Genomic DNA, 24,961 nt, shown 5'->3' with positions numbered 1-24,961 from the left:
CTTTCGCGAGCAAGCCCGCTCCCACATTAGTTCTCCAGTGTTTGGAAGTAGATACCCACAAAAAACCCGGCCGAAGCCGGGTTTTTCTTTAGCCGATCACTGCATCCACGGTGGTGGCGGTTCTTCGGTCTTGCCCGGTGGCGCATCGTCCGCCGCTCGGGCCGCCTGCTTACGCTCTTCATCCAGGCGCGCGGCCTCGATTTCGCGCATGATGCCGCCCACGTCCGCCAGCTCTTCCGTATCGGCGAACTCGCCGGTCAGGACACTGGCCGGGTGCAAGGTGCCGGCCTCGTACAAGGCCCACATTTCCTTGGCGTATCGGGTCTTCTTCAACTCCGGCGCGAACCGTCCGAAGTAGGACGCCATGTTGCCCACGTCACGCTCCAGCATGCTGAATGCGTGGTTGTTGCCCGCGGCATCCACCGCTTGTGGCAGGTCGATGATCACCGGACCGGTCGGCGTCAGCAGCACGTTGAACTCGGACAGGTCGCCGTGCACCAGACCGGTACACAGCATCAGCACGATCTGGAAATCAGATACGCGTGATACTCGCGGGCCTGGTCCGGCTCCAGTACCACATCGTTCAGACGCGGCGCGGCATCGCCGTACTCGTCGGCCACCAGCTCCATGAGCAGTACGCCTTCGAGGAAGTCGAACGGCTTGGGCACCCGCACACCGGCATTGGCCAGACGGAACAGCGCCGCCACTTCGGCGTTCTGCCAGGCGTCTTCGGTTTCCTTGCGGCCAAACTTGGAGCCCTTGGCCATCGCACGGGCCTGACGGCTGTTGCGCACCTTGCGGCCTTCCTGATACTCGGCCGCCTGACGGAAACTGCGTTTATTCGCCTCCTTGTAGACCTTCGCGCAACGCAACTCGTTGCCGCAGCGCACCACATAAACAGCTGCTTCTTTACCACTCATGAGTGGGCGCAGCACCTCGTCGACCAGACCGTCCTCGATCAGGGGTTCAATGCGTTTTGGAGTCTTCATCAGCTTTTATTGTGGGTCCTTTATTACCAAACACGCGAAAGTCATTCGTTATACGGCAATCCACTCACCGGGGGGAGGGGTTGCCGACTGATGAGCATTGCAGAAGCACACAATGTGCCGATTTCATCGGGTAAAACCGACGACCACCATGGGTCGCTCCAGATCATAGCCGAGCCTGCGTCACTTGCTGTGCAAGGGCATTGAGGGCGATAGCGACAGAAGCCGACACCACAGTTCGTGCCTTCCGTAGGATTTTTCCCAACAGGCCTCAATTTCCTCCGACAACAGCCGAAGTCCTTAGTGACAAAGTGATTTGTCCGACAATCGCTGCCGCAACAAATGCGATGCCGCACTCAAGGACCCGGGTTGACCAAGAACGTTTACGGCTGCCAATAAACCGCGAGTCATCTGCACTGCGTGGGCCTACAAGAAAATCTGGAGCGCGGATGAACATCAAACAGAAGTTGACCTGGGCGTTTGCAATCATCGCCTGCCTGCCCGTGGTGCTGGTCGCCACCCTCGTTGTGCTGAACCTGCGCAGTGATGCCAGGGACGAATTCGTCGACGGCAGTGCCCGCGAGATTCGTCAGGTCAGCAACGCCATGCAATTGTTCTTTGACGGCATCAGCCAGAACGTCGATTACCTGGCCAGGCAACCGTTGATCCGAAACTCTGACGACAGCCTCAAGACCTACATGGCAGCCAATGCCGAGAGCATTCCCCAGGGCGAGATGGACAAGAAAGTCTTCACTCTGCTCCAGGACCTGGGCAACAGCCACCCGGCCTACGCCTATGCCATCCTCGGCACGGCGGCGGGCGGCTACGTGTCGTGGCCGGATGATCCGAAGCTGAGCAACTACGATCCGCGCCAGCGCCCCTGGTACAAAGCAGCCCAGGCCAAACCGGGCAAGCCGTTCCGCACCGAGGCCTATTACTGGGCCCAGGACGACGCGACCTACGTCAGCACCGTGCGCACTATCGACAACAAGTTGGGCACCAACGGCGGCGTAGTCAGCATCGACGTGACGCTCAAGCAGCTCACCGAAATCGTCAAACAGATCAAGCTCGGTGAAACCGGTTACCTGATGCTGCTGGAAAACACCGGCACGGTCCTGGTGGACCCGAAACAACCGGAACACAACTTCAAACCGCTGAACAGCCTTGGCGACGGCTACGCGCAACTGGCCAAGGCCGGCAAGGGCCTGGTGGAAGTGGAGTTGAACGGCGAGCGCTACATGGCCAACGTCTGGCCATCGGAACAACTGGGCTGGACCTTCATCGGCCTGATCAAACAGAACGACGTGATGAGCTCCGCCACCCAGTTGACCTGGTTGATCGCCATCATTGCTGCCGTACTGGCCGTTGTCTTCGCCATCGTCGGCGCCAGTTTTGCCAGCCTCATCGTGCGCCCGATCCGCAGCGTGGCCAGTGGCCTGGAAGGCATCGCCCAGGGTGAAGGCGACCTGACCCAGAACCTGCAAATCCGTGGCAACGACGAAACCGCGCAATTGGCCAACTGGTTCAACCAGTTCCTGACGGCGATTCGCAATCTGATCCAGAACATCGGCGGTGCGGCGGGCAAGATCCTCGACACCTCCAAGAGCTCGACCCAGGTCTCCAGCGACATGGCCGAAGCCGCCGGACGCCAGCGTGAAGCAGTGGACATGGTGTCCACGGCGTTCCACGAAATGGTCGCCACCGCCAACGAAGTCGCACGCTCTTGCAGTCAGGCGGCGGAATCCGCCGACAGTGGCCAGCGCCAGGCTCGCGAAGGTCAGCAGCAGATTGATGCGGCGGTGAACAGCGTTGATCGCCTGAGCCAGGAAATCGAACAGTCGGCCCAGTCGATGCAACAACTGGAGCGCGACAGCAACGACATTCAGTCGATCCTGGGGACCATCCGTTCGATCGCCGAGCAGACCAACCTGTTGGCGCTGAACGCCGCGATCGAAGCGGCCCGTGCCGGTGAGCAAGGTCGCGGCTTTGCCGTGGTGGCCGACGAAGTGCGGGCCCTGGCCAAGCGCACGGCCGACTCCACGGCGGAAATTGACGGGCTGCTGGGCAACCTGGCCAAACGCACCAGCCAGGTGACTCAGCAGATGCACGCCAGCCTGGAAGTGTCTCAGCAATCGGTGACGCGCATCGGCGAAGCGCGTAACAGTTTCGGGCAGATTCGCGAGTCGGTGGACGTGATCCGCGACATGAACACCCAGATCGCCACGGCGGCGGAACAACAGCATCAAGTGGCTGAAGACATCAACCGGCACATCAGCCAGATCCATGGCGATGCGCAACTGGTGGCGGAACTGGCCAACTCGGCACGCCTGGACTCCCAGAGCCTGGCCGGGTTGTCGAATGAGCTGGACGGGTTGGTGCGCAGGTTCCGTACCTGATCGCAACCTCACCATTAACCCTGTGGGAGCGAGCTTGCTCCCACAGTTTTTTGTGTTCAGCGCTCGATAATGGCGGTCACGCCCTGCCCGCCCGCCGCGCAAATCGAAATCAGTCCCCGCCCCTTGCCCGCCGCATCCAGCAACTTCGCCAGGTTGGCGACGATGCGCCCGCCCGTGGCGGCAAACGGGTGTCCCGCCGCCAGTGAACTGCCCTTGACGTTGAGCTTGCTGCGGTCGATCGAGCCCAGCGCCGTATCGAGCCCGAGACGGGCTTTGCAATAGGCCGGATCTTCCCAGGCTTTCAATGTGCACAGCACTTGCGCGGCGAAGGCTTCGTGGATTTCGTAGTAGTCGAAGTCCTGCAAGGTCAGGCCATTGCGCGCGAGCAAGCGCGGCACGGCATAAACCGGTGCCATCAACAACCCTTCCGCACCATTGACGAAATCCACCGCCGCCGCCTCGCCGTCACGCCAGTAGGCAAGAATCGGCAACCCACGTGCCTTGGCCCATTCCTCACTGCCCAGCAGCACCAGTGACGCGCCATCGGTCAGCGGTGTGGAGTTGCCTGCGGTCAGGGTGCCCTTGGCACTTTTCTCATACGCCGGTTTGAGGGCGGCGAGCTTTTCCAGCGTAGAGTCCGGGCGCAGGTTGTTGTCGCGGGTGAGCCCCAGGAACGGTGTCATCAAGTCGTTGTGCCAGCCTTCGGCGTAAGACGCGGCCAGTTTCTGGTGGCTCTCGAGCGCCAGTTGATCCTGTGCCTGGCGAGGGATGCTCCAGGTCTGGGCCATCAGCTCGCAATGCTGGCCCATGGACAACCCGGTGCGCGGCTCGCCGTTGCGCGGGAATTCGGGGATCAGGTGTTTGGGGCGCAATTGCAGGAAGGTTTTCAGTTTGTCGCCGGTGGTATTCGCGCGATTGGCTTGCAGGAGGATTTTGCGCAACCCCTCGCTGACACTGATCGGTGCATCCGAGGTGGTGTCCACGCCACCGGCAATGCCGCAGTCGATCTGGCCCAGGGCAATCTTGTTCGCCACCAGCAACGCCGCCTCCAGCCCGGTCCCGCACGCCTGCTGGATGTCATAGGCCGGGGTGGCAGGCGACAGTCGCGAACCCAGTACGCATTCGCGTGTGAGGTTCATGTCCCGCGACAACTTGAGCACGGCCCCGGCAACCACTTCGCCGATGCGCTGGCCGTGCAGATTGTAACGTTCGATCAGGCCTTCGAGGGCAGCGGTGAGCATCACCTGGTTACTGGCCGTGGCGTAGGGGCCGTTGGAGCGGGCAAAGGGAATCCGGTTACCGCCGATGATCGCGACGCGGCGCAGCTGGGTCATGAAAAGCTCCTGCAATAAATTGAAATTAACGCAGTCCCTGTGGGAGCGGGCTTGCCCGCGAAGAGGTCGGCACATCCGACATTGTTGTTGCCTGACACACCGCTATCGCGGGCAAGCCCGCTCCCACAGGGACTGCGTTGCACCCTAAATCCCGCGACAAACTACTCTGCTGTAACCAAGCGTAGGCCTTATCTCGTGGATCGAACGACTGATCGCCATTCATGGTCCACACTTTCAACCCCAGCTGCCGGAGCGCGTTCCATGTCTGACCGCTATATCGACTTTGCCAACTCGTCCATCGGCCATCGCCTGGTGGGCGCCCTGGGGCTGCCGGCGCCGACCAGACTGGAGCGCTGGCAAGCAGGCCGACTGCGACCTGTAGAAGGTGCGCTGCTGATCGGCGGCGGGCCGTTGGCGAAACACGTCAGCGCCTTCGCCAATCGCCTGACCGACGCGATCTACAGCTATGGCACCGAGCCTTCAATGGCCACCGCCTGGATTCCCGGCCATGGACCGAAACTCAAGGCCGTGGTGTTCGACGCCAGTGATCTGCTGCACACCGATCAGCTCAAGCAACTGCGCGAGTTTTTCCAGCCGCTGATGAAAAACCTTGATCACTGCGCGCACCTGGTGATTCTCGGGCGCGATCCGCAATCCCTGAGCGACCCGTTTGCCGCCAGTGCACAGCGTGCCCTGGAAGGTTTCAGCCGTTCGCTGGCCAAGGAATTGCGCAGCGGTGGCACCCTGCAATTGATCCATGTCGGCGAAGGTGCCGAGACACAACTGGAAGGCCCGCTGCGGTTTTTCCTCTCGCCGAAAAGCGCCTTCGTATCCGGGCAGGTCATTCGCTTGAATCCGTGCTCGACACCCGTCAGCGACTGGACACGCCCACTCGCCGGGCGCAAGGCACTGGTCACCGGCGCGGCGCGAGGAATTGGTGCCGCCATCGCGGAAACCCTGGCCCGTGATGGTGCCGACGTCATCCTGCTCGACGTGCCACCGGCCAGGATCGATCTCGACGCCCTCGCCGCGCGCCTCGGCGGGCGCAGCATCACCCTCGACATCTGCGCCGAAGACGCTGCCGCGCAGTTGATCGAACAGTTGCCCGACGGCCTCGACATCGTGGTGCACAACGCCGGCATCACCCGGGATAAAACCCTGGCCAACATGACCCCGGAATACTGGGACGCCGTGCTGGCGGTCAACCTCAATGCGCCGCAAGTACTGACCAAGGCCCTGCTCGACAGCGGCACCCTGCACGACAACGGCCGGGTGGTTCTGCTGGCGTCCATCAGCGGCATCGCCGGCAATCGCGGACAAACCAATTACGCCGCGAGCAAGGCCGGGCTCATCGGCCTGGCGCAGGCCTGGGCGCCGCTGCTCCAGAAGCGCGGCATCAGCATCAACGCCGTGGCGCCGGGCTTCATCGAAACGCAGATGACCGCGCACATCCCCTTCGGTCTGCGCGAAGCCGGACGCCGCATGAGCTCCCTCGGCCAGGGCGGCCTGCCGCAAGACGTCGCCGAGGCCGTGGCCTGGCTCGCGCAACCGGGCACCGGCGCATTCACCGGGCAAGCGTTGCGCGTATGCGGGCAAAACGTTCTGGGGGCTTAAGGATGATCACCGACTGGCACATACTCGACCGCGAACCCAGCCTGCCGGGGTTGTACGCCCGCGCGGCGACACGGCGAAAAATCACCGGCACTACCTTGCCCCCTTCGGGTTTGCTTTGCTGGGTCGATGTCGATCCCAAGCGCCTGGCGGCCTATCGCAAGGTCTGTGGTTTCGCCGACAACGGCCTGCTGCCGCCGACCTACCCGCATATCCTTGGCTTTGCCTTGCAGATGCAATTACTCACCGCCAGGGACTTCCCGTTCCCGCTGCTGGGCCTGATTCACCTGAGCAACCACATTCGTGTGCTGCGCCCCATGGGCGGGGTGAATCGGGGGCGCGTCAGCGTACAGGTGCAGAACCTGCAACCCCACGCCAAAGGCGCGACGTTCGATTTGCTGACCACCCTCGACGATCAGTTGGGGCCGTTGTGGGAAGCGCAAAGCCGAATGCTCTGTCGCAGCGCCAAACTCGAGGGCGAACCGCTCGAAGAGCAACTGGCAAGCCGCCTGGCGCTGACCGAAGTCGAGCACTGGCAAGCACCCTCCGACATCGGCCGGCAATACGCCAAAGTCTCCGGCGACTACAACCCGATCCACCTGAGCGCAGCCAGCGCCCGACTCTTCGGTTTCCCGACCGCCATTGCCCATGGCCTGTGGAACAAGGCGCGCACGCTGGCTGCGCTGGCCGCGCATCTGCCTGCGGCGAATGTCGAGATCGCGGTGCAATTCAAGAAGCCGGTACGGCTGCCCAGTGAGGTGACATTGCTGGCCAGTGCGCCGGGGGCTAGCGGGGACTTTCAACTGACGGGCGTCGGGGACCTGGAGCACATGGTCGGGTATTGGCGGCCGGTGGCCTGACAGGGCTGGTGTCTGTGGCGAGGGAGTTTGTGCACGCAGGTGATGAGTTCGGCCGGATAATCAGGTCGAACGGCAGGCCGCCTTCGCGAGCAAGCCTGCTCCCACAGTTGAGCCGGGGACAGCTGAAAGAAAATGGTCGGCTGCCAGGCCGCCTCGCGAGCAAGCTCGCTCCTACAGGGCCGAGCGTTAGCTCGCCTGCCGCTCTTGATCTTGATCCATCCGCCCCCTCGGGAGGCTGAGCGGAGGTGTTCATCCGGGGAATGTCGCGCAGCGCCGTTCGACGCAGTCGAACTCATTGCATGTAGGTCGAGCGCAGCCGACCGGAGGGCAATGCCCCCGGATGAATGCCGGAGCGAAGGAACCCCGAGCCTTGGCGAGGGGCCGGACGTTCGGGGCGAGCGTTTTTTTGCTTACTTTTTTAGGCGCTTGTAAAAAAAGTGAGTCGCCGTAAGGGCGAAACCATAAGCAGCCGTTACCGCAGAAACGGATATGCACACAAAATCAGGGCGCCGGCACCCAGGGTCAGGCCATGGGCGATGTGCCGTTGCCGCGCATCCTGTGGCGCACAGCTCCAGCAAGATCAGTAGGACAAAGCTCTGCATTCGGTAAAAAACGTCAGCTTTGGCTGAATGATTCTATGCTGACATTACTCAGTGTTGGTCAGGGTAGACACACTCATGAAAGCCAGCCTCCCCCACAAACAAAAAGGCGCCGCCATCCCGCTCCTGAACCTGCCGGGTATCGGTCGGGTGCCGAATCTGCCGGCGACCCTCACGGCCAGTGCGAGCCTGCAATTTTGAGTGCCGGCGACAAACTCTTCGGGCGCCTGCTCAACCGCCATCCGCCCCCACCGCCGGAGCCGCAAGAGACACCGCAGGTGCACAGTTTCGGCTTGCAGATACAGCTTGATGCCGAGGGGCGTGTCGTTCAACTGAACGGTCCATTGCGGCACTTGCTGGCCCAGCAAGGCCCCGGTACGCAGGCACCGCACCTGCTCGACTTCCTGTTGCCCCACAGTAGCCTCATCATCGAAGGTGTACCGGCGGACTGGCAGGTGCAGACCCTGGACCTGGACTTCTACAGCCTCAACGGTCCGCCACTGCATTTGCGCGGCTGGGTGCAACCCTTGGCCGATGCCTGGTTGTTGCAGATGCTCGACATCGGCGACTTGCTGCTTGAGCGCCGGCAATCGCGCAACCGCGAACAGTGCCAGGTGCTGGCGATGCAAATCACCGAGCAGTTGCGCCTGTGCAGCCTGACGCGCCTGCCCGAAATGCTCGGCGAACAACTGCAAAGCCTGGCCCAGCGCTTTCAGATTCCCTGTATTGCCCTGGCCTTGCTCGATGAGCAGGCACAGGGTTGGCAGATTCACCAACACTACGCAGCCCTCGATGCACCGCAACTGTGGCAAAACGGCCAACGCCTGGGCACGGGGCTGGACAGTTTGAGCGGTTCGACGCCGCAGCACCTGACCCTGCGCGAACACCCGCGCCTGCAAGAGACCTTCGGCAATACCGATGGCTTCGCCGTGCCCTATCACGATGCGCAAGGGGTGGTTGCCTGGTTGCTGTGCGGTTTCTATACGGCGCACCAACGCGCCCCCGATGTCACTGAGCGCGACTGGCTGCAAATCACCGCTGCGCTCGCCAGCCCCTTGCTCGAACGCCTGCGCGAGCACCGGCATCACCTGCAACTGGAACGCCTGGAATCGCTGCAAGCGTTGCTGGGCACAGGCTGGTGGGAAGTTTTCAGCGACAGCGACGAGCTGCAATTGGCACCTTCGCTGGCAAAGCCCCTGAACCTGGGAGCGATACGTTTATCCGTGCAGGACTTGCTCGACAAGGTGTATCCCGCCGACCGCGAAGAGCTGCGCATCCGCCTGCAAGACTTGCAGGCGTCGGGCATGCCGCTGCAGTTGTGCGTGCGCCTGTATCGCCCCGACGGCGCGCCCGAACCGATCTGGTATCGCCTGCAAGGCCAGGCCCTGGGCGTGGGGAAAAAACGTCGGCTGATGGGTTTCATGCTCGACATCAGCGACATCAAGGCCCAGGAACAGAGCGTCGCCGCTGCCCATGCACGCCTGGACAATCTGATCGCCAACTCTCCCGCGGTGATTTACGTACAGCGCTATGTCGAAGGTGCGTTGCAACCGGTGTTCTTCAGCGACAGCCTGTTGCCGTTGCTTGGCTGGACCCTCGCCGACTGCGCGCCCGGGACACTGGTGGAGCGGGTGCATCCCGACGACCGCTTGCCGTATTTCGAGCGCACGCGGCATTTACTGCGTGAAGGCTCGGTGCGCGCCCGCTATCGGATGCGCGACAGTCATGGCGACTATCACTGGCTGCTGGATGAAGCGAAGTTGTTGCGCGACGACCTCGGTTTGCCGGTAGAAGCCGTGGGCCTGTGGCTGGACGTCACCGAAGCGACCCTGGCCACCGAACAGGTCAGGCAGAGTGAGGAACGCTACCGGATTCTGGTGGAGGACTCGCCGGCGATGATCTGCCGCTACCAGCCGGACCTGACCCTGACCTTCGGCAACCGTCCGTTGGCCACTTATCTGGAACTGGCGCCCGAGCAACTGGCGGGGGTGAACCTGGGCAGCTGGATGTCCGAGGAACAACGCGATGCGTTCACCCAACGGCTGAACCAACTGAGCCCCGAGTTTCCGGTCAGCACCGCCGAGATCAACCTGCAGCTGCCCGGCCGCGAACATGCCTGGTGGGTCTGGTCCGATCGCGGGGTATTCGATGAGCAGGGCCGGTTGCTCGAAGTTCAGGCCGTGGGACGCGACAACACCGAGGTGCGGCGCTCGCAGCAGCAGCTCACGCAAAGCGCGAAAATGGCCACCCTCGGTGAAATGGCCACCGGCCTGGCCCATGAGATCAACCAGCCGTTGAACGTGATGCGCATGGCCATCGCCAATGTGCTCAAGCGCCTCGCCAACGGCGACGCACAGATCGATTACCTGATCGACAAACTCACCCGCATCGACACCCAGGTGCAGCGCGCCGCGCGGGTGGTGGATCACATGCGGGTGTTTGGCCGTCGCTCGGAAATCGAGCAGCAACCGTTCAACCCGGCCCAGGCCATCGAAGGCACGCTGTCGCTGTTGTCCGAGGGCATGCGCGGCAAAGGCATCGACCTGCACATCAGCGAGCCCGGTTTTGAAGTGCAGGTGCGCGGCTATGTCGATCAGCTTGAACAGGTGCTGATCAACCTGATGGTCAACGCCCGGGATGCCTTGCTCGACAAGCGCGAAAAACATCCCGGGTTCAAGCCGTGGATTTCGCTGTACGCCGAACGGGATACGCACTGGGTACGCCTGTGGGTCGAGGACAACGGCGGCGGTATCGACCCGCCTTTGCTGGAGCGGATTTTCGAGCCGTTCTTCACCACCAAACCGGTGGGCGTCGGTACCGGTCTGGGGCTCTCGGTGAGCTACGGCATCGTCGAAAGCATGGGCGGTAAACTGCGTGCCAGTAACGCCACCGAGGGTGCGCGTTTCTGCATCGAACTGCCGATTGTACTGCCGGATCAGATCACCAGTGACGGGCGTCCCGAGTGACAACTGAGGTTGGCACCCACCTCGACTTTGTTCAGGTCGGTCCCCAGGCTCGCCAGTGTCGAGCATAAAAAACCCCTGTGGGTGCACAGGGGTCGAGGGGGCTGGCTGATTTCAGGAGGCGTGCGGTGGATAGTTGGCCAATATCCGCGTGACCGTTTCCCAGATGGCATCGCGACGATCCGTCGGGTTCGGCGTGCGGCTGAGTATCTGTTCGTCACTGCCGCGCCACACCAGTTTGCCGTCCTTGCCATCGAGCATGTCGATCTGGATGGTTGCTACCTTGTAGCTGACATTGCGGGTTTCGTTATACATGGGGGCGCCGTAATAGCCATACCACGGGTTGCCCCAGCCGCCGCCGTAATTGGTGGTCACCTGTTGCTGCCGCTCTTCGACAATCAGGTAGGTCTGCACATTCAAATCGCCCTTGGCGCCTGCGGCGGCCGGACGCAAACCGCGCTGATCCAGTTGATCGGCAACCGCCTGACGGATGCGCTGCTCGGTCAGGTCGCTCTTGATTCGTGGATCATCGGGACGGTATTGCAGGGCGGGTTCTTTCCAGGTCCAGCTGCGATAGGCAGCAAAATCGCGGCTGGCGTCGAAGTCATGATTGACCTGGTTGGCAGCGCAGGCACTGAGCAGCGCGGCCACTGCCAGTAAAACAAAACGGCGGAACATGGTGATTCTCCGGTTGAAGGCATGATCCTGTTGAATGCTTCTTATCTACAAGAAGCTAACTAGGAGGATACGCCGACATTGCCTTATCCACAGCCTCCCGTATCGCGTCGACCCGCTCGCTTTCGCTGCCCCGGGTGCCGGTTTCAGCACTCGAGCTCCATACCGGCTGGCCGCTCCTGGCGTCAAACATATCCACCTGAACGACCACGACCTGTTCCGAATAGGTGCGCACAATCGGCACGCTACCGTACATGCCGTATCCCGGCCCATAGCCGCCGTAACCGCCGTAGTAACCATAATCGTCCTGAACCTGGCGCAAGCGGGTTTCCAGGCGCAGGTCGGCGCTGACAAACAGGTCGGCCGGGCGATTGTCGTGCAACGGGCGCAAACCGCGTTGATCCAGCGCATTGCTGACCGCTTCGGCGACCTGCGCCGAGTCGGCCCAGGCGGTGCCCGGCGGCAGGTGCCCGTCGAGCCAGGCCCAACTGCGGTAGCGTCCATAGTCACGCGGTGCCGCCGGGTAAGCGCTGCGGTCAAAGGTGTTGGCCGCCTCGGGCGGTGCCGGTGGCAAAGGGTTGGACGTGGCGACATAGGGGTTGCTGCCCTGACAGGCGGCCAGTCCCAGGCAGAACATCAGCACACCTGAATGACTTTTCATTTCGTGCTCCGATCAGACAGGCCGACAGATCCAGTGCAAGTAACGCCCAAGCCCGGCAAAGCTTGGATGACGGCGGTGGGCCAGTTCCATTTCCAGCAAGTCCACCAGCTCGGCGCGGGCCTGGAACTCCACCGGCATGTAATCGTGAAAAACCCGCACTCCACTCTGGGATTCGACCCGCCACAGACCGTCAAGTTGCGCCGCCAGCTCGCGTGGATCAAGGGGTTGCTGCGGAGTCAGGCTCTGCTTTTCGCCGGCCATGTCGTTCTTGCGCATCTTGCGGAAATGGCCCTTGAGCAAGTTGCGATAAATCAGTGCATCGCGGTTGTAAAACGCCAGGGACAGCCAGCCGTCCGCCTTGGTCAGCTGATGCAGCACCGGCAGGATGGCGTGGGGTTCGGCCAGCCATTCCAGCACGGCGTGACACAGCACCAGGTCGTAGGGTTCGGTGAGCTGCCCGAGCAGCTCCTGCCAGGGTGCCTGAATGAACGTCGCGCTCTGCCCGGCTTCGGCAAAACGCTGGCGGGCCCCTTCGAGCATCGGTTCGGCAGGCTCGGCGAGGGTCACCTGATGGCCACGCTGGGCCAGCCACAACGACATGTGGCCAAGGCCGGCGCCGATGTCCAGAACGCGCAGCGGTCGGTCGGGCAGGATTTCGGCCAGATCGGCCTGCAACACCGCCAGACGGATCGCGCCTTTGGCACCGCCGTAGATTTTTTCGGCGAAACGGGTCGCCAGTTGATCGAAATGACGGTCGCTCATCAGCTGAACCTCCGTTCGCTGTCCGCCAGTTTGCTGCGCACCACGGCCTCCATGTCCAGGCCCAGCTCGCTGCACAACAGCAACAGATAAAGCACAATGTCACCGACTTCCTGCCCGGCGTGGGCGAGTTTGTCCGCCGACAACTGGCGTGACTGGTCTTCGGTCAGCCACTGGAAAATTTCCACCAGCTCGGACATTTCCACACTCGCAGCCATGGCGAGGTTTTTCGGGCTGTGAAATTGCCGCCAGTCATTGCGGTCACGGATGGCGTGCAGGCGTTCGGTCAGTTCAACAAGGTTCATCGGGCTCTCCTGAAGACGTATAGCTTCGGGGGGATGACCGAGGATGGCAAGTGACAACGTTTTTCGGGTGGAAGCGAGCCTGCTCCCACAGGTCCTGTGCAACGCTCTATGCTTGTGGGAACTCGGCAGCATGATCGACAGCCCAAGACTCAATTCTCTTTAATCAGGACTCCCATTCCATGCAGGTAGAAGGTTTTTTCGAATGGCTGGGCCAGGTACTCGGCTCGATCATCCGCTTCATCGTTGATGGCCTCAGTGGGCTGTTCAATCTGTTGAGCAACGCCAGCAGCAATTTTGTCGAAGGCTTGTCCCAGGCGCTGGGCATGGATACCTCGATCGTCAGCATCGTGACCTTGATCCTCGGGCTGATACTGCTGTGGTCGGCGATCCGCGCATTTCTCAATGCGTCGTTCATCATGGGGATCATCTGGTTGGTGCTGGGGCTCTGGTTACTCAGCTGGATCATTCACTGACCCCACCGAACACTGTGGGAGCGAGCTTGCTCGCGAAGGCGGCATCCCATCCGTTATTGATGTGTCAGACAGAATGCTTTCGCGCGCAGGCTCGCTCCCCCCAATGGATCACGGAAGATTTCAAATGTACCGCTACAATGCCCACTCCTCCAAGGAGCCTGCATGTCCAACCTGACCGCCGACTGGCGCGACCGCCCTACCCATCGCCGGGTCTGGGCGCTCGCCGCGCCGATGATTCTTTCGAACATTTCCGTACCGCTGGTGGCACTGGTCGACAGCACCGTCATCGGTCACCTGCCCCACGCCCATCAACTCGGCGCCGTCGCGGTCGGGGCCAGCCTGTATACCTTCCTTGCCTGGGCCATGGGGTTTCTGCGCATGGGCTCCACCGGGTTCGCCGCCCAGGCGGCCGGGCGCGGGGATGGTGCGGCCTTGCGGCAGATTCTGTTGCAAGGCCTGTTGCTCGCCATCGGCCTGGCCGTGGTGTTGGGTACAGTGGGCGTGCCGTTGAGCGGGGTCGCGTTGCACTTCATGCAACCCTCGGCGGAACTCGATCAACTGACCCGCGAATTCTTTCACACCCGCCTGTTTGGCCTGCCGGCAGCGCTCGCCAGTTATGCATTGGTCGGCTGGTTTCTCGGCACCCAGAATGCCCGCGCGCCGCTGGCGATTTTGCTGAGCACCAACCTGGTCAACATTGCCCTGAACCTGTGGTTCGTCCTCGGCCTGGAATGGGGCGTGGTGGGTGCTGCCCGGGCCTCGGTGATTGCCGAATGGACCGGTGCACTGATCGGTTTGCTGATGACCCGCAAAGCCCTGCGCGCCTACCCCGGGCATATCGCCTGGGCGGCATTGGCGCTGTGGCAGAGTTGGCGGCCATTGCTGGCGGTCAACCGCGACATCTTCATCCGCAGCCTGGCGCTGCAATCGGTGTTTTTCCTGATCACGGTGCAAGGCACCCGGCTGGGCGACGCCACGGTCGCGGCCAACGCCTTGCTGCTCAACGGCTTGCTGCTCACCGCCCACGCCCTCGATGGCCTGGCCCACGCCGTCGAAGCCCTTTGCGGACATGCTCTAGGTGCCCGCGACCGCGATGCCCTGCGCCGTTCATTGGTGGTGGCTGGCGGCTGGTCTTTGCTGGCGAGCCTGGGCTTTGCGGCGCTATTCCTGTTCGCCGGGCATTTGTTCATCGAGATGCAGACGGACATACAGAGTGTGCGCGACACCGCGTTCATCTACCTGCCCTACCTTGCCGTATTGCCGCTGATTGCCGTCTGGAGTTACCTGCTCGACGGCCTGTTCATCGGCGCCACCCGCGCCAGGGAAATGCGCAACGGCATGCTGCTGACCGTGGCGCTGGTGCTGCCTTTCGGCTGGGCGCTGCAAGGCGGGGGCAATCATGGCCTGTGGATAACCTTTCTATTGTTCATGCTGCTGCGCAGTCTGACCCTCGGCGTGATCGCCTGGCGCCTGCGCCGTCACGATGGCTGGTTCGCCGGCAGCACTCAATGAACGGGCGTGGCCCCGACAAACGCCGTGACTTCATCCAGCACTGGCGCCAGTCCGCGCAACGGACGGGATAACGTGGCCACCAGCGTGGTGTGACTGGTGCGGGAAAAATACAGGTCCTGCACCGGCACCCCCACCTCCCGCAACTTGTTCGCCAACCCACCGGTATTACGTGTCGGGTTGACCACGTCGTCGTCACTCGAAGCCATCAGCAATGCCGGGGGCGCACCTCGGCTGACATGGTTGATCGGTTGTGAGCGAGGCGGTGAGTCCGGCCAGAAAAAAACCGGACGTACCTGCGGATTCTGGATCGGCAAAAAGTCATAAGGTCCGGCCAGGCCGATCCAGCCGCGCAAATCATGGGGCGACATGCCCACTGCCGCCAGCAGGCCGGGGTCCAGTGCCAGCATTGCGGCGTTATAGGCTCCGGAACTGTGGCCCATCAGGTACAGCTGTTGCGGGTCACCGGAATACTGGCGAATGTGTTCATGAGTCCAGGCCACCGCTTTGGCGCAGTCTTCGAGAAACAACGGATAGCGTACTTGTGGATACAAGCGATAGTCCGCCAGCACCGCGACGATGCCCCGCGAAGCCAGTGCCTCGCCGACAAAGCTGTAGTCGCGGCGTGAACCGCTGTTCCAGCTGCCGCCGTAGAAAAACACCACCACCGGGGTCTTCGACCCGGGGTTGCGTGGCACATACACATCCAGCTTTTGCCGTGGATCGTTGCCATAGGCAATGCCCTCGGTCTCGTCAAAGGAGCCGTCGGGGGTCAAGGAGTTGAGTATTTCCAGAGGAGAACAAGCGTTTATCGTGGCCAACATCAGGCCAGCGAATGCCAGGCATAACAGCCGCCGAACAGACCGCATCATCAATTTCGACCTCATGACCGGGGTGGGTCGTTCTGCCACAGGTGACGCAGGCCATCGAGGCGTTCCTGTTGAGTCCTGCCCGGCAATGGCTGCACGGGCACGGCGTCGGGATACTGCAAGCGTAGCCATATCCAGCCATCAAGCACCGGGCGCTCGCTGAAACCCAGCGCCACCCCCTCCTGCACATGGGCCGACAGACGGGAGAAATCGACACCGGTGGATTGGCTCCAGCGCCAGGCATGTTGCTCGAGCAGGCAGGTTTGCAGTGTTCCCTGTTGCCCGGCGCTGAGGCTCTCCTCGACTGCCAACGGGCTGACCGCCAGCCCCGGGTTGGACAAGCGCTGCCAGCCCTCACACCCCATCGCGCGGTCCGCCCAAGTGCCGCCGAACCAGCGCAACTGGTTGATGGGCCCTAGCCAGCGACTCAGTTCAGCCGCATCGCAGGCATCAAAAAAATAGCTGGCCGTGATCGGGTTGTAGTAGCTCAAAGAGCCCGATACTGGCCAAGCGTGACCGTGAGCATGCGCCGCAAATGCGCCAGCAACGACGAAGCGCTGGCCTCGCTGACCATCAGCAACCCGGGCCAGCGCCGCCCGTCGACGATGCATAAATCGGCCAGTGCCGGGCAGGTGCGCAGATCGACCAGGACCGGTCCCTGTTCATGCAGCGCATGCCACTGCGTACCTTCGAACAGCCCGGACCACCAGGCGTGCGCAAACATCTGCCGAAGTGTGACACCCGCCTGCGGCATGCCCGGCACATCCAGCAACAGCCACTGCGGTGGTGCCTCGGGCGTTCGTGTCACGATCATGCTCCAGAGCTCTGGCCAAGCTGTGTCGCCAGACGACAGGTGCACAACGCCTGTGCACAGTGATTGAAGCTGCCACCGCCGGGCAGCAGGCACAACACCAGCAATGGCTCTCCCGACCGCAACCATTGCTCCAGGCCTTCGTCATGGGTGCAGATGGCCTGGGGGGCGTCGGTGTCCGTCACCTCGGTCGTTGCCGGCACATGCAGTAACCCGCTTATCTGCGGTTGATCGGGATCGCCCTCGACAAAACTCACGACCAGCTCAGTCCCTTCCTGCAATGGCGAGAACGTTTCGGCCTGCAACGACCTGGCCAGGGGTAACCAGCAATGACTGGGCGCTGCCCCTTCGCCCTGATAAAGCCAGTCGAATTGAACCGGTACCGCTCTTGCCGGGTCGGGGCTTGGTTCATCGACCTCGACGACCCACGCCCGTTGCAAACTATGCATCTGTGGTTTGACTGCCGCACAGGGCGGCTCGAAGGGTGCAGGCCAGTGCAGGGCACGGACCTGATTGTGGTAGGGCGTCGCCGTATCCTGGCTGCCCCAATGTTCAACGTGGGTCAGCAGCCAGAGTCGATTGCAATCGGCAACCGGATGACCGGACAGCGGTATCAGCCAACCGCTGCGCAAGGTCGCCAGGTCTGTCCGGCATTCGGCACATTGGGCTGCCGTTCCATCGCAGCGCTGACGTTCGAACTGCCGCACCGCCGGCCAATCGCCCTCGCTCCGGAACACCGCCGGTTCGCCGGTTGGAAAACGCCGCTGATCATCCCCAAACACCACACAGTGTCCGCAGGCCCGGTGTTCGAAGTAGTAGTGAAGCCGTTCCTGGGCGCACAGTCGCTGGACAAACTGCAGGTCTGATTCTCGATATTGCGTGCAAAAATCCCTGGGCAGGTATTCGCCGCTCAGCTCCAGGCGTCGATCTTTGCCAGTAATGCCATGCTCCTTGAGCACCTGGTCGAGGATTTGCGGCACTGAACGGCCGCTGAAGATTCGTTGGCTGAAGCGCTGGGCCAGGCAAGCCAGTTTTGGCCCCAGACGCACCTGGCAGAGTCGGGGCCCGAGGCATGATCGCGCTGGACGAGCTCATGCAATTGTCCATGCACATGACTTCCGGCTGGCCCGAAATGCAAGGAGGCCGGGCGGTACAGCAAACTGGCAAGGTCAAGCACCGGGTCATCGATCAGCAGCTTCAGGTCGAACACGAACGGCTCGCTGATGGCTTCTCTGCCGGTAAAGGCCAGGACCTCGAAGGAGTCGGGTAGACCTGCTACATCCAGACGAAATGACGGTTCGCTGGCTGGCTTGAACATCGGCGTTTCTCTACAGGAGGGGCGGCCGGGGATTCTCGCTGAGAGACATGGCCGAGTAGAGTGCCGAAGTACAACTTAGGAAATGACCTACGCGAAAAGAAGACCAAATGTGTTGGGTTGTCGAAGATGCTGGAAATTTCGCCTGGAACAGAAGAGTTGCCGCATCAGGTCATCTGAAATTTCCGCAGCAAACGGAAAAATTTCAGACAACCTGATCAGCGTGGCGCTTACCTCAGGAAGACAGGTAAGACGAACGGGTCAGCCCCAGACGCAAGGCATCGAGGAACTGCGTGCGCTCGGTTGCGCTGATGCGGGCACTGGCGCACTTGTCGCGGTAGTGAGTCATCAGTTCCTCCGGCGACAAGTGCACGTAACGCAGCATGTCTTCGATGGTGTCGTGGGTTTCGATACCGGCGTGGTACACGCTGCCGTCGGCGTTCTGGTAGATGTTCACCGAGTCGGTGTCACCGAACAGGTTGTGCATGTCGCCAAGGATTTCCTGATAGGCGCCGACCAGGAACACACCCAACAAATAGTCTTCACCTTCGTTCAGCGCGTGCACCGGCAGGCTGGTTTCGATGCTCTGCTCGTCGACGTACTGGTTGATCTTGCCGTCGGAGTCGCAAGTCAGGTCCTGCAGCACCGCACGGCGCAGCGGCTCTTCGTCGAGGCGATGCAACGGGATGATCGGCAGGACCTGGTCGATGGCCCAGGTGTCCGGCAGGCTCTGGAACACCGAGAAGTTGCAGATGTATTTGTCCGCCAGCTTGTCGTTGAGCTCGTCCAGCACCTGACGGTGGGAACGCTGGCGCGCCTTCAGCGAGTTGTGCAGGCGACGACACACCGCGAAGTAGCATTGCTCGGCCAGGGCTTTCTCGGCCAGGGTCAGCTTGCCGTCGGCATACTGGGCAGCGACATCGCTCATGTAGTGCGTGGCGCGCCAGTAGGTTTCGGTGACCATCTCGATGTCGGTCGGACCCAGCAGGTCCACCAGCCACTGCACGGTTTCCGGCAATGCTTCCTTGTTCTCGATCTGTGGAACGTCGTCGTTGTGTTTCTCGACGTCGGTCACTTGCACCACCAGCATGGCGTGGTGGGCAGTCAGGGAGCGGCCGCTTTCGGAGAAGATGTTCGGGTGCGGCAGGCTCTGCGCATCGCAGAATTCCTTGAGCATCCCGACCACGACGCCAGCGTAATCGTCCATGTCGTAGTTGATCGAACTGGCGTTACGCGAGTGCGTACCGTCGTAATCCACGCCCAGGCCACCGCCGACATCGATGTGGTCCACCGGCAGGCCGAGGTTGCGCAACTCGCCGTAGTAACGGATCGCTTCCTTGAAGCCGTGCTGGTAGTCGGCGAGGTTGGCGATCTGCGAGCCCATGTGGAAGTGCAGCAGGCGAATGCCCTGGTCCAGGCTGGCCGCACGGAAACGCTCGACCACCGACAGCAGTTGCGCCGCCGACAGACCGAACTTGGATTTCTCGCCGCCGGTATCCGCCCACTTGCTCGACGCCAGGGACGACAGGCGCACGCGCAGGCCGACCTGAGGCTTGACCTTGAGCGAGGCCGCTTCTTCGATCACCAGACCGACTTCGGATTCTTTCTCGATCACGATGAACACGTTGTGGCCGAGCTTCTGGCCCATCAGCGCCAGACGGATGAATTCGCGGTCCTTGTAGCCATTGCAGACGATGGTGCCGCCCTTCGGCGCCAGTGCCAGCACTGCCAGCAGTTCGGGTTTGGACCCGGCTTCCAGGCCGATGGAAACGTTCTGGGTGGCGATGATGTTCTCGATCACCGCTTCCTGCTGGTTCACCTTGATCGGGTACAACGCGGTGTACTTGCTCTGATATTCCAGACGCTCGATGTTGGCGTCGAACGCGCCGGTCAGCTGACGCACGCGGTCCTGCAGAATGTCCGGGAAGCGGACCAGCAACGGCAAGGACAGGCCGCTTTTGCGCAGCTGGTCGACTTGCTCGAACAGGTCGATAGGCGAGCTGCTCGGACCGTTCGGACGAACTTCGACGCGACCGGCGTCATTGATCGCGAAATACCCGGCCCCCCAATGGCGAATCCCGTAAACACTGCGGCTGTCCGCAACTGTCCATTGGCTGCCATCGTCTTTGCGTGTGCGTCGTACGGACATCGAAGTCCCCTATAAAGAAGTCATAGTGCGTCGCCTGGGTTCAGGCCGGCGCAGTCTAAAGAATGAAAATGACGGTTCGTCAACGAGGCAATAGACCCCGCCGACCGCAGTGAGTTTAGAAACCGGTCATGAACAGGCTCTGTGAAAACCATGTGGCTGGTGCCAGGCCTGAATGCCATCAGGACCGGATCAAGCCGAGGGTGGTTTTCACAGAGGCTGCTAGCCGCCGGATTTCTTCGCTTTGAAACCGAGCTTGATCAGTTCTGCCAAGAGTAGCTCGACATGATCGCCCTGGATTTCGATGACACCGTCTTTCAACGCCCCACCGGTACCGCAACGTTTCTTCAACGTCGTGCCCAGTTCCTTGAGCGCATCTTCAGCCAATGGCACGCCGGTGATAGTGGTCACCGTCTTGCCGCCACGGCCCTTGCTTTCGCGACGCACGCGCGCAATGCCGTCGCCGGCCGGGATAACGGTCTGTTTGCAGATGCAGGCGTCCACCGGTTTACTGCATTCCGGGCAATGACGACCTGCGTCGGTGGAAAATACCAGGCCACCAAGGGCGGCGAAGGATGCGGCTTTTTTGGCCACCGGCAATCCTCTTTGGAGGACAAAGACTGGTCGCAGCACCTGGGAAGTGCCATCGACCGCGAAGCCCCACTCAGGCAGGGGCAGCGCTACAGAAACGGTACGACATTCATTTCATTGTAGGAGCGAGCTTGCTCGCGATGGTCGTTAACGACAACGCGTGCATTCAGAATACACGCGTCGTCCATGCGTTCATCGCGAGCAGGCTCGCTCCTAAAAGAAAAGCCATACCGGTTCAGTTTAAAAAGGTCGCGCAGTGTAACGGCAAAAACGCCGATTGCTAAGAGCCAATCGGCGCCAATTTATAGCCTTTTTGCGACGTCTTGCCCGCGAGATCTCAAATAGCGCCTCAATGCTGCCAAAGAGTCCGGGCAGTAAGGCTTTTCCTCGATTTCCCGCAGCACGTCCTCAATCGGCAAAAAGCGTGCTTCGAGCACCTCTTCCGGTTGCAGGGTCAACGGGCCGTCCCACACCGCCGAGAACGCCGAACACCACAGGCGATTGCCGGTGTCCTCGAAGAAAAAATGATCATGGGCAGTCAGCTCCACGCCACTCACTCCCAGTTCTTCCTCCAGTTCCCGGGCCGCCGACTCGGCGTAGGTTTCACTGGCGAGCACCATGCCACCCGCCGCCACGTCCCAGTAACCGGGATAGATCGCCTTGCTCAGCGTGCGGCGATGCACGCACAGCTCGCCAGCGGAGTTGAACAACATGATGTAGGTGCCGCGCCCGATCAGCCCGCGCTCGCGCAGGTCGGAACGGACTAGCGCGCCGAGCAGGTTGTCCTGCTCGTCGACCCAGGCGATCTGTTCGGCATCGGATGCCGCGCGGTGCGCGGCTTCCCTGGCGTTATCGACCATGACTCAGCCCTGATTGAGCAATTGACGCAAATCGATCACCGCGGCGTTGGCCCGGGAAATGTAGTTGGCCATGACCAGCGAGTGGTTGGCCAGTACGCCAAAGCCACTGCCGTTGAGGATCATCGGGCTCCACACCGGCTCCTGCGACGCCTCCAGCTCACGAATGATCTGGCGCACGCTGACCGTGGCGTTCTTCTTGGCCAGCACATCGGCGAAGTCGACTTCGATGGCCCGCAACAGGTGCGACAGAGCCCAGGCCTGGCCGCGGGCTTCGTAGAACACATTGTCGATCTGCAACCACGGAGTCTCGACGATTTCCTCATCGACCTGCGGCGCCACACCGGGTGCAACGACTTCGGTTTTCAACGCTGTGTTGAGCTTGACCCGGCCAACGCTGGCCGATAGTCGTTGCGACAGCGACCCCAGACGCGTCCCGACATCACCCAGCCAGTTGTTCAGGTTGTCGGCGCGGGCATAGAACAATGCGCTCTTCTGGTTCGGATCGGACAGGCGCGCCTGATAGCGGCTCAGGGAATTGATGCCTTCCTGGTACTCGGACTCACTGGACGGCAGCACCCAGCTCTTGTTGTCGAAGTTGAAACGCGGCTCGGCCTTGGCCAGGTCGGCGTCTTCAGCGGACTGCGACTGCGAGCGGGCAAAGTCTTTACGCAATGCACGGCTCAGGTCGCGGACCTGCACCAACACGCCGTATTCCCAGCTCGGCATGTTGTCCATCCACAGGCCTGGCGGGAATCGGTCGTTGGAAATATAGCCGCCCGGCTTGGTCAGCAAGGTGCCGGCGACGGTCTTGAGGGTTTCCACCGTGGTGTAGCCAACCACCATCTGCTTGCCTTCTTTCTCGGCCGCCAGTTGAGCGGTTTGCTGGACCGGGAACAACGCCGGCTCCTGGCTCCAGTACCAGCCCAGGACACTCGCCACCAACAGGTAGATGCCCAGCAGAGTGGCCAGCGCCCGGCTGAACAACAGACCACCCAGATAACTGCGGGCCTCCGACTTCGGTTCAGCGGCACGTTCAGGCGCACTGCCTGTGCGGTTCTTCCAGTCCAGCATGGCGATATCCTTTCAATCTCTTGAGTTCGACGGTTCGACCACAACCATACAACAACGTGCCTTGGCCCGGCACCCGCCATTGCATCGAAGGGGAAAATTACCGGGTTTGGGATGAAAAGTGTTCCTGCCCACCCGACGACGCTATGGCCCTCGAAATCCACCTAATGGTTCGGATTGCACTCGTAAGGGAATCCCTTACCCCCTGAAACCCAAAAAAACGAGCCGATCAACACTCGCAAAAAAATCATCAATGGTCGAATGCCAGTCACTCACCAATGGCCCCCCACACCCGTCAAGTGCCCTGATTTATGCACTTCGCCCTCCGCACGCCACGACTTCCAAGGCCAGAATCAGACCGACCGGTCACAAACTGAATGGGGTCACATTGCAGATTATTGACGTACAGCACTCATGTAATGGAAAAGTGGTGCTAGCATAGAGCCACCAGTTGACCTCAGTGTGCACCCTAACTAGTAGTCAGGATATGACCGAGCCAGAAGACCCCAGCCGCGAGCGCCTCAAGCATCACTTTGCCCAGCGGGTAATTCATCAGGCTCGTCAGATTCTTGAGATATGGCAGCGCCTGCAACGCAGTGAGTGGTCCACCGCCGACCTTTCGGAACTGAGCGAGGCCAATCTGCGTCTGCTGCGTTTCGCCGAGCGTTTCGAGCAACCGGAACACACGCAACTGGCACACCATATCGGTCAGTCCCTGGAGGCGGTCGATGCCAACCGCGGACGCCTGAGCAGCGGCCTGATCACCGACCTCAATCGCTTGATGCAGCGCCTGTCACGCACCGGCCTGCGCCATGGCGACCAACTCGATCAAACCTTCCTGCCACCACTGCGCAAGCCCATCTATGTGATGTTGCAGGATCACGACCGTGCCGAGCGCCTGGCCAAGCAACTTGAATTCTTCGGGCTTAGCGCCCAGTCCCTGGACAGCGTAGACGCATTTCGCTCGTCGATGGTTGAGCGCTCGCCGGCGGCAATTGTCATGGACGTGGATTTCAGTGGCCCCGGCGTGGGCCTGAAACTGGCCACCGAAGCCCAGGAAGGCCTCGACCAGCGTTTGCCGCTGTTGTTCTTCAGCCTGCACGAAACCGACACCCCGACCCGCCTGGCCGCCGTGCGTGCCGGTGGCCAGGAGTTCCTCACCGGTACCCTCGAAGCGTCGAGCCTGCTGGAAAAAATCGAAGTCCTGACCTGCGTTGCCCAGTACGAACCTTATAAAGTGCTGATCATCGACGACTCCCGCGCCCAGGCCCTGCACACCGAGCGCCTGCTCAACAGCGCCGGGATCGTTACCCGGACGTTGATCGAGCCGATCCAGGCCATGGCCGAACTGGCGGATTTCCAGCCGGACCTGATCATCCTCGACATGTACATGCCGGCCTGCACCGGTACGGAACTGGCCAAGGTGATCCGCCATAACGACCGTTACGTCAGCGTGCCGATCATTTACCTGTCGGCCGAAGACGACCTGGACAAACAACTCGACGCCATGAGCGAGGGCGGCGATGACTTCCTGACCAAACCGATCAAGCCCCGACACCTGATCACCACCGTGCGCAACCGCGCGGCGCGAGCCCGCAACCTCAAGGCACGAATGGTCCGTGACAGCCTCACCGGCCTGTACAACCACACGCACATCCTGCAATTGCTCGAAGACTGCTCGTTCCGCGCCCGTCGCGAGAACAAGCCGCTGAGCTTTGCCATGCTCGACATCGACCACTTCAAACGGGTCAACGACGGCCACGGCCACCCCATGGGCGATCGGGTGATCAAGAGCCTGGCGCTGTTTCTCAAACAACGCCTGCGCAAAACCGACTTCATCGGCCGCTACGGTGGCGAAGAGTTCGCCATCGTCATGCCGGACACCGATATCGAAGCGGCCTACAACGTGCTCGATGAAATCCGTCAGCGTTTTGCCGAGATTCACTACCCCGCTCAACCCCAGGATCTGTGGTGCACCTTCAGTGCCGGGGTGGTGGAGTTATGCGAAAGCTCCGACAGCCTGATGATGGCCAGCCAGGCCGACGAGGCGCTGTATCGCGCCAAAGACGGTGGACGCAATCGCGTACAGGCCGCACGCACATCAAAGCAAAGTGCCACTTTTTTATCGGAATCGACCGATACGGTCATAACCCTGTAACAGAAACGCAAT

17 protein-coding genes and 6 pseudogenes are annotated in these 24,961 nt (G+C 61.4%); 9 read left to right on the top strand and 14 right to left on the bottom strand.

Going from position 1 to position 24,961, the window contains the following annotated elements:
* Positions 1-96: 96 nt before the first annotated feature.
* A pseudogene (locus tag RS887_RS12930) lies at positions 97-989 on the bottom strand (PA4780 family RIO1-like protein kinase).
* Positions 990-1,333: 344 nt separating this feature from the next.
* On the opposite strand from RS887_RS12930, the pseudogene RS887_RS30595 reads away from it, so the two are divergent.
* Both RS887_RS30595 and RS887_RS30590 read left to right on the top strand, forming a co-directional pair.
* Positions 1,334-2,524, top strand: a pseudogene (locus RS887_RS30595) (cache domain-containing protein); the annotation flags it as partial.
* A 90-nt stretch (positions 2,525-2,614) separates the two neighbouring features.
* Positions 2,615-3,382, top strand: coding sequence for a methyl-accepting chemotaxis protein (locus RS887_RS30590; protein WP_371319548.1), 768 nt, complete (start codon positions 2,615-2,617; stop codon positions 3,380-3,382).
* Positions 3,383-3,438: 56 nt separating this feature from the next.
* On the opposite strand, the gene RS887_RS12920 is transcribed toward RS887_RS30590, so the two are convergent.
* Positions 3,439-4,716, bottom strand: a complete 1,278-nt coding sequence (locus tag RS887_RS12920) for an acetyl-CoA C-acetyltransferase (RefSeq protein ID WP_322615682.1) — start codon at positions 4,714-4,716, stop codon at positions 3,439-3,441.
* Positions 4,717-4,977: 261 nt separating this feature from the next.
* Here RS887_RS12920 and RS887_RS12915 point away from each other — a divergent pair, with 261 nt between their 5' ends.
* Both RS887_RS12915 and RS887_RS12910 read left to right on the top strand, forming a co-directional pair.
* Complete coding sequence (locus RS887_RS12915; RefSeq protein ID WP_322615681.1) at positions 4,978-6,330, top strand: 3-oxoacyl-ACP reductase; 1,353 nt, start codon at positions 4,978-4,980, stop codon at positions 6,328-6,330.
* Positions 6,331-6,332: 2 nt separating this feature from the next.
* The gene (locus RS887_RS12910; RefSeq protein WP_322615680.1) at positions 6,333-7,187 is read left to right on the top strand and encodes a MaoC family dehydratase; all 855 of its coding nucleotides are present in this window, start codon (positions 6,333-6,335) and stop codon (positions 7,185-7,187) included.
* Positions 7,188-7,683: 496 nt separating this feature from the next.
* On the opposite strand, the pseudogene RS887_RS12905 reads toward RS887_RS12910, so the two are convergent.
* A pseudogene (locus RS887_RS12905) lies at positions 7,684-7,789 on the bottom strand (prepilin peptidase); the annotation flags it as partial.
* A 117-nt stretch (positions 7,790-7,906) separates the two neighbouring features.
* Here RS887_RS12905 and RS887_RS12900 point away from each other — a divergent pair.
* A pseudogene (locus tag RS887_RS12900) lies at positions 7,907-7,987 on the top strand (pilus assembly protein); the annotation flags it as partial.
* Positions 7,984-10,752 carry an ATP-binding protein gene (locus RS887_RS12895; RefSeq protein ID WP_322615679.1) on the top strand — a complete coding sequence of 923 codons (2,769 nt, stop codon included), beginning with the start codon at positions 7,984-7,986 and terminating at the stop codon, positions 10,750-10,752. The pseudogene RS887_RS12900 and the gene RS887_RS12895, both read left to right, overlap by 4 nt.
* Before the next feature lie 111 nt (positions 10,753-10,863).
* On the opposite strand, the gene RS887_RS12890 is transcribed toward RS887_RS12895, so the two are convergent.
* Genes RS887_RS12890 through RS887_RS12875 form a run of 4 tightly spaced genes read right to left on the bottom strand, consistent with a single transcriptional unit; the run spans position 10,864 to position 13,149 of the window.
* Entirely contained in the window at positions 10,864-11,427 is a 564-nt protein-coding gene (locus RS887_RS12890; protein WP_111284422.1) for a DUF4136 domain-containing protein, read from the bottom strand.
* Positions 11,428-11,482: 55 nt separating this feature from the next.
* Positions 11,483-12,085, bottom strand: coding sequence for a DUF4136 domain-containing protein (locus RS887_RS12885; RefSeq protein WP_322615678.1), 603 nt, complete (start codon positions 12,083-12,085; stop codon positions 11,483-11,485).
* Between the two features lie 12 nt (positions 12,086-12,097).
* Positions 12,098-12,847, bottom strand: coding sequence for a methyltransferase domain-containing protein (locus RS887_RS12880; protein ID WP_322615677.1), 750 nt, complete (start codon positions 12,845-12,847; stop codon positions 12,098-12,100).
* Positions 12,847-13,149 carry a MazG-like family protein gene (locus tag RS887_RS12875; RefSeq protein ID WP_150727795.1) on the bottom strand — a complete coding sequence of 101 codons (303 nt, stop codon included), beginning with the start codon at positions 13,147-13,149 and terminating at the stop codon, positions 12,847-12,849. Before RS887_RS12875 ends, RS887_RS12880 begins: the two co-directional genes overlap by 1 nt.
* 179 nt (positions 13,150-13,328) lie before the next feature.
* Here RS887_RS12875 and RS887_RS12870 point away from each other — a divergent pair, with 179 nt between their 5' ends.
* Entirely contained in the window at positions 13,329-13,622 is a 294-nt protein-coding gene (locus tag RS887_RS12870; RefSeq protein WP_322615676.1) for a hypothetical protein, read from the top strand.
* 162 nt (positions 13,623-13,784) lie between these two features.
* A complete protein-coding gene (locus RS887_RS12865) occupies positions 13,785-15,134 on the top strand; it encodes an MATE family efflux transporter (RefSeq protein ID WP_322615675.1) in 1,350 nt (449 codons plus the stop codon).
* Here the strand turns inward: RS887_RS12865 and RS887_RS12860 are convergent.
* The 7 genes and pseudogenes from RS887_RS12860 to RS887_RS12830 all read right to left on the bottom strand — a co-directional run bounded on the left by RS887_RS12860 (position 15,128) and on the right by RS887_RS12830 (position 22,794).
* Positions 15,128-16,003, bottom strand: coding sequence for an alpha/beta hydrolase (locus RS887_RS12860; RefSeq protein ID WP_322615674.1), 876 nt, complete (start codon positions 16,001-16,003; stop codon positions 15,128-15,130). The genes RS887_RS12865 and RS887_RS12860 overlap by 7 nt on opposite strands.
* Before the next feature lie 11 nt (positions 16,004-16,014).
* Positions 16,015-16,814: pseudogene (locus RS887_RS12855) on the bottom strand (DUF4123 domain-containing protein).
* Positions 16,811-18,129 (bottom strand): annotated as a pseudogene (locus RS887_RS12850) (contractile injection system protein, VgrG/Pvc8 family). Before RS887_RS12850 ends, RS887_RS12855 begins: the two co-directional pseudogenes overlap by 4 nt.
* A gap of 232 nt (positions 18,130-18,361) precedes the next feature.
* Positions 18,362-20,275, bottom strand: coding sequence for an arginine decarboxylase (gene speA, locus RS887_RS12845; protein WP_008016776.1), 1,914 nt, complete (start codon positions 20,273-20,275; stop codon positions 18,362-18,364).
* A 219-nt stretch (positions 20,276-20,494) separates the two neighbouring features.
* The gene (locus RS887_RS12840; protein WP_008016777.1) at positions 20,495-20,866 is read right to left on the bottom strand and encodes a translation initiation factor Sui1; all 372 of its coding nucleotides are present in this window, start codon (positions 20,864-20,866) and stop codon (positions 20,495-20,497) included.
* A gap of 299 nt (positions 20,867-21,165) precedes the next feature.
* On the bottom strand, positions 21,166-21,723 hold the full coding sequence (locus tag RS887_RS12835) for an NUDIX hydrolase (RefSeq protein WP_322615673.1): 558 nt from the start codon (positions 21,721-21,723) through the stop codon (positions 21,166-21,168).
* 3 nt (positions 21,724-21,726) lie between these two features.
* Positions 21,727-22,794, bottom strand: a complete 1,068-nt coding sequence (locus RS887_RS12830; protein ID WP_322615672.1) for a DUF2333 family protein — start codon at positions 22,792-22,794, stop codon at positions 21,727-21,729.
* Between the two features lie 484 nt (positions 22,795-23,278).
* On the opposite strand from RS887_RS12830, the gene gcbA reads away from it, so the two are divergent.
* On the top strand, positions 23,279-24,949 hold the full coding sequence (gcbA, locus tag RS887_RS12825; RefSeq protein ID WP_322615671.1) for a diguanylate cyclase GcbA: 1,671 nt from the start codon (positions 23,279-23,281) through the stop codon (positions 24,947-24,949).
* Positions 24,950-24,961 lie beyond the last annotated feature (12 nt).

It is taken from the genome of Pseudomonas sp. BIC9C, from assembly GCF_034541995.1.
GTDB lineage: Bacteria > Pseudomonadota > Gammaproteobacteria > Pseudomonadales > Pseudomonadaceae > Aquipseudomonas > Aquipseudomonas fluorescens_CC.
This window is presented reverse-complemented; position numbering and strand designations above follow the sequence as displayed.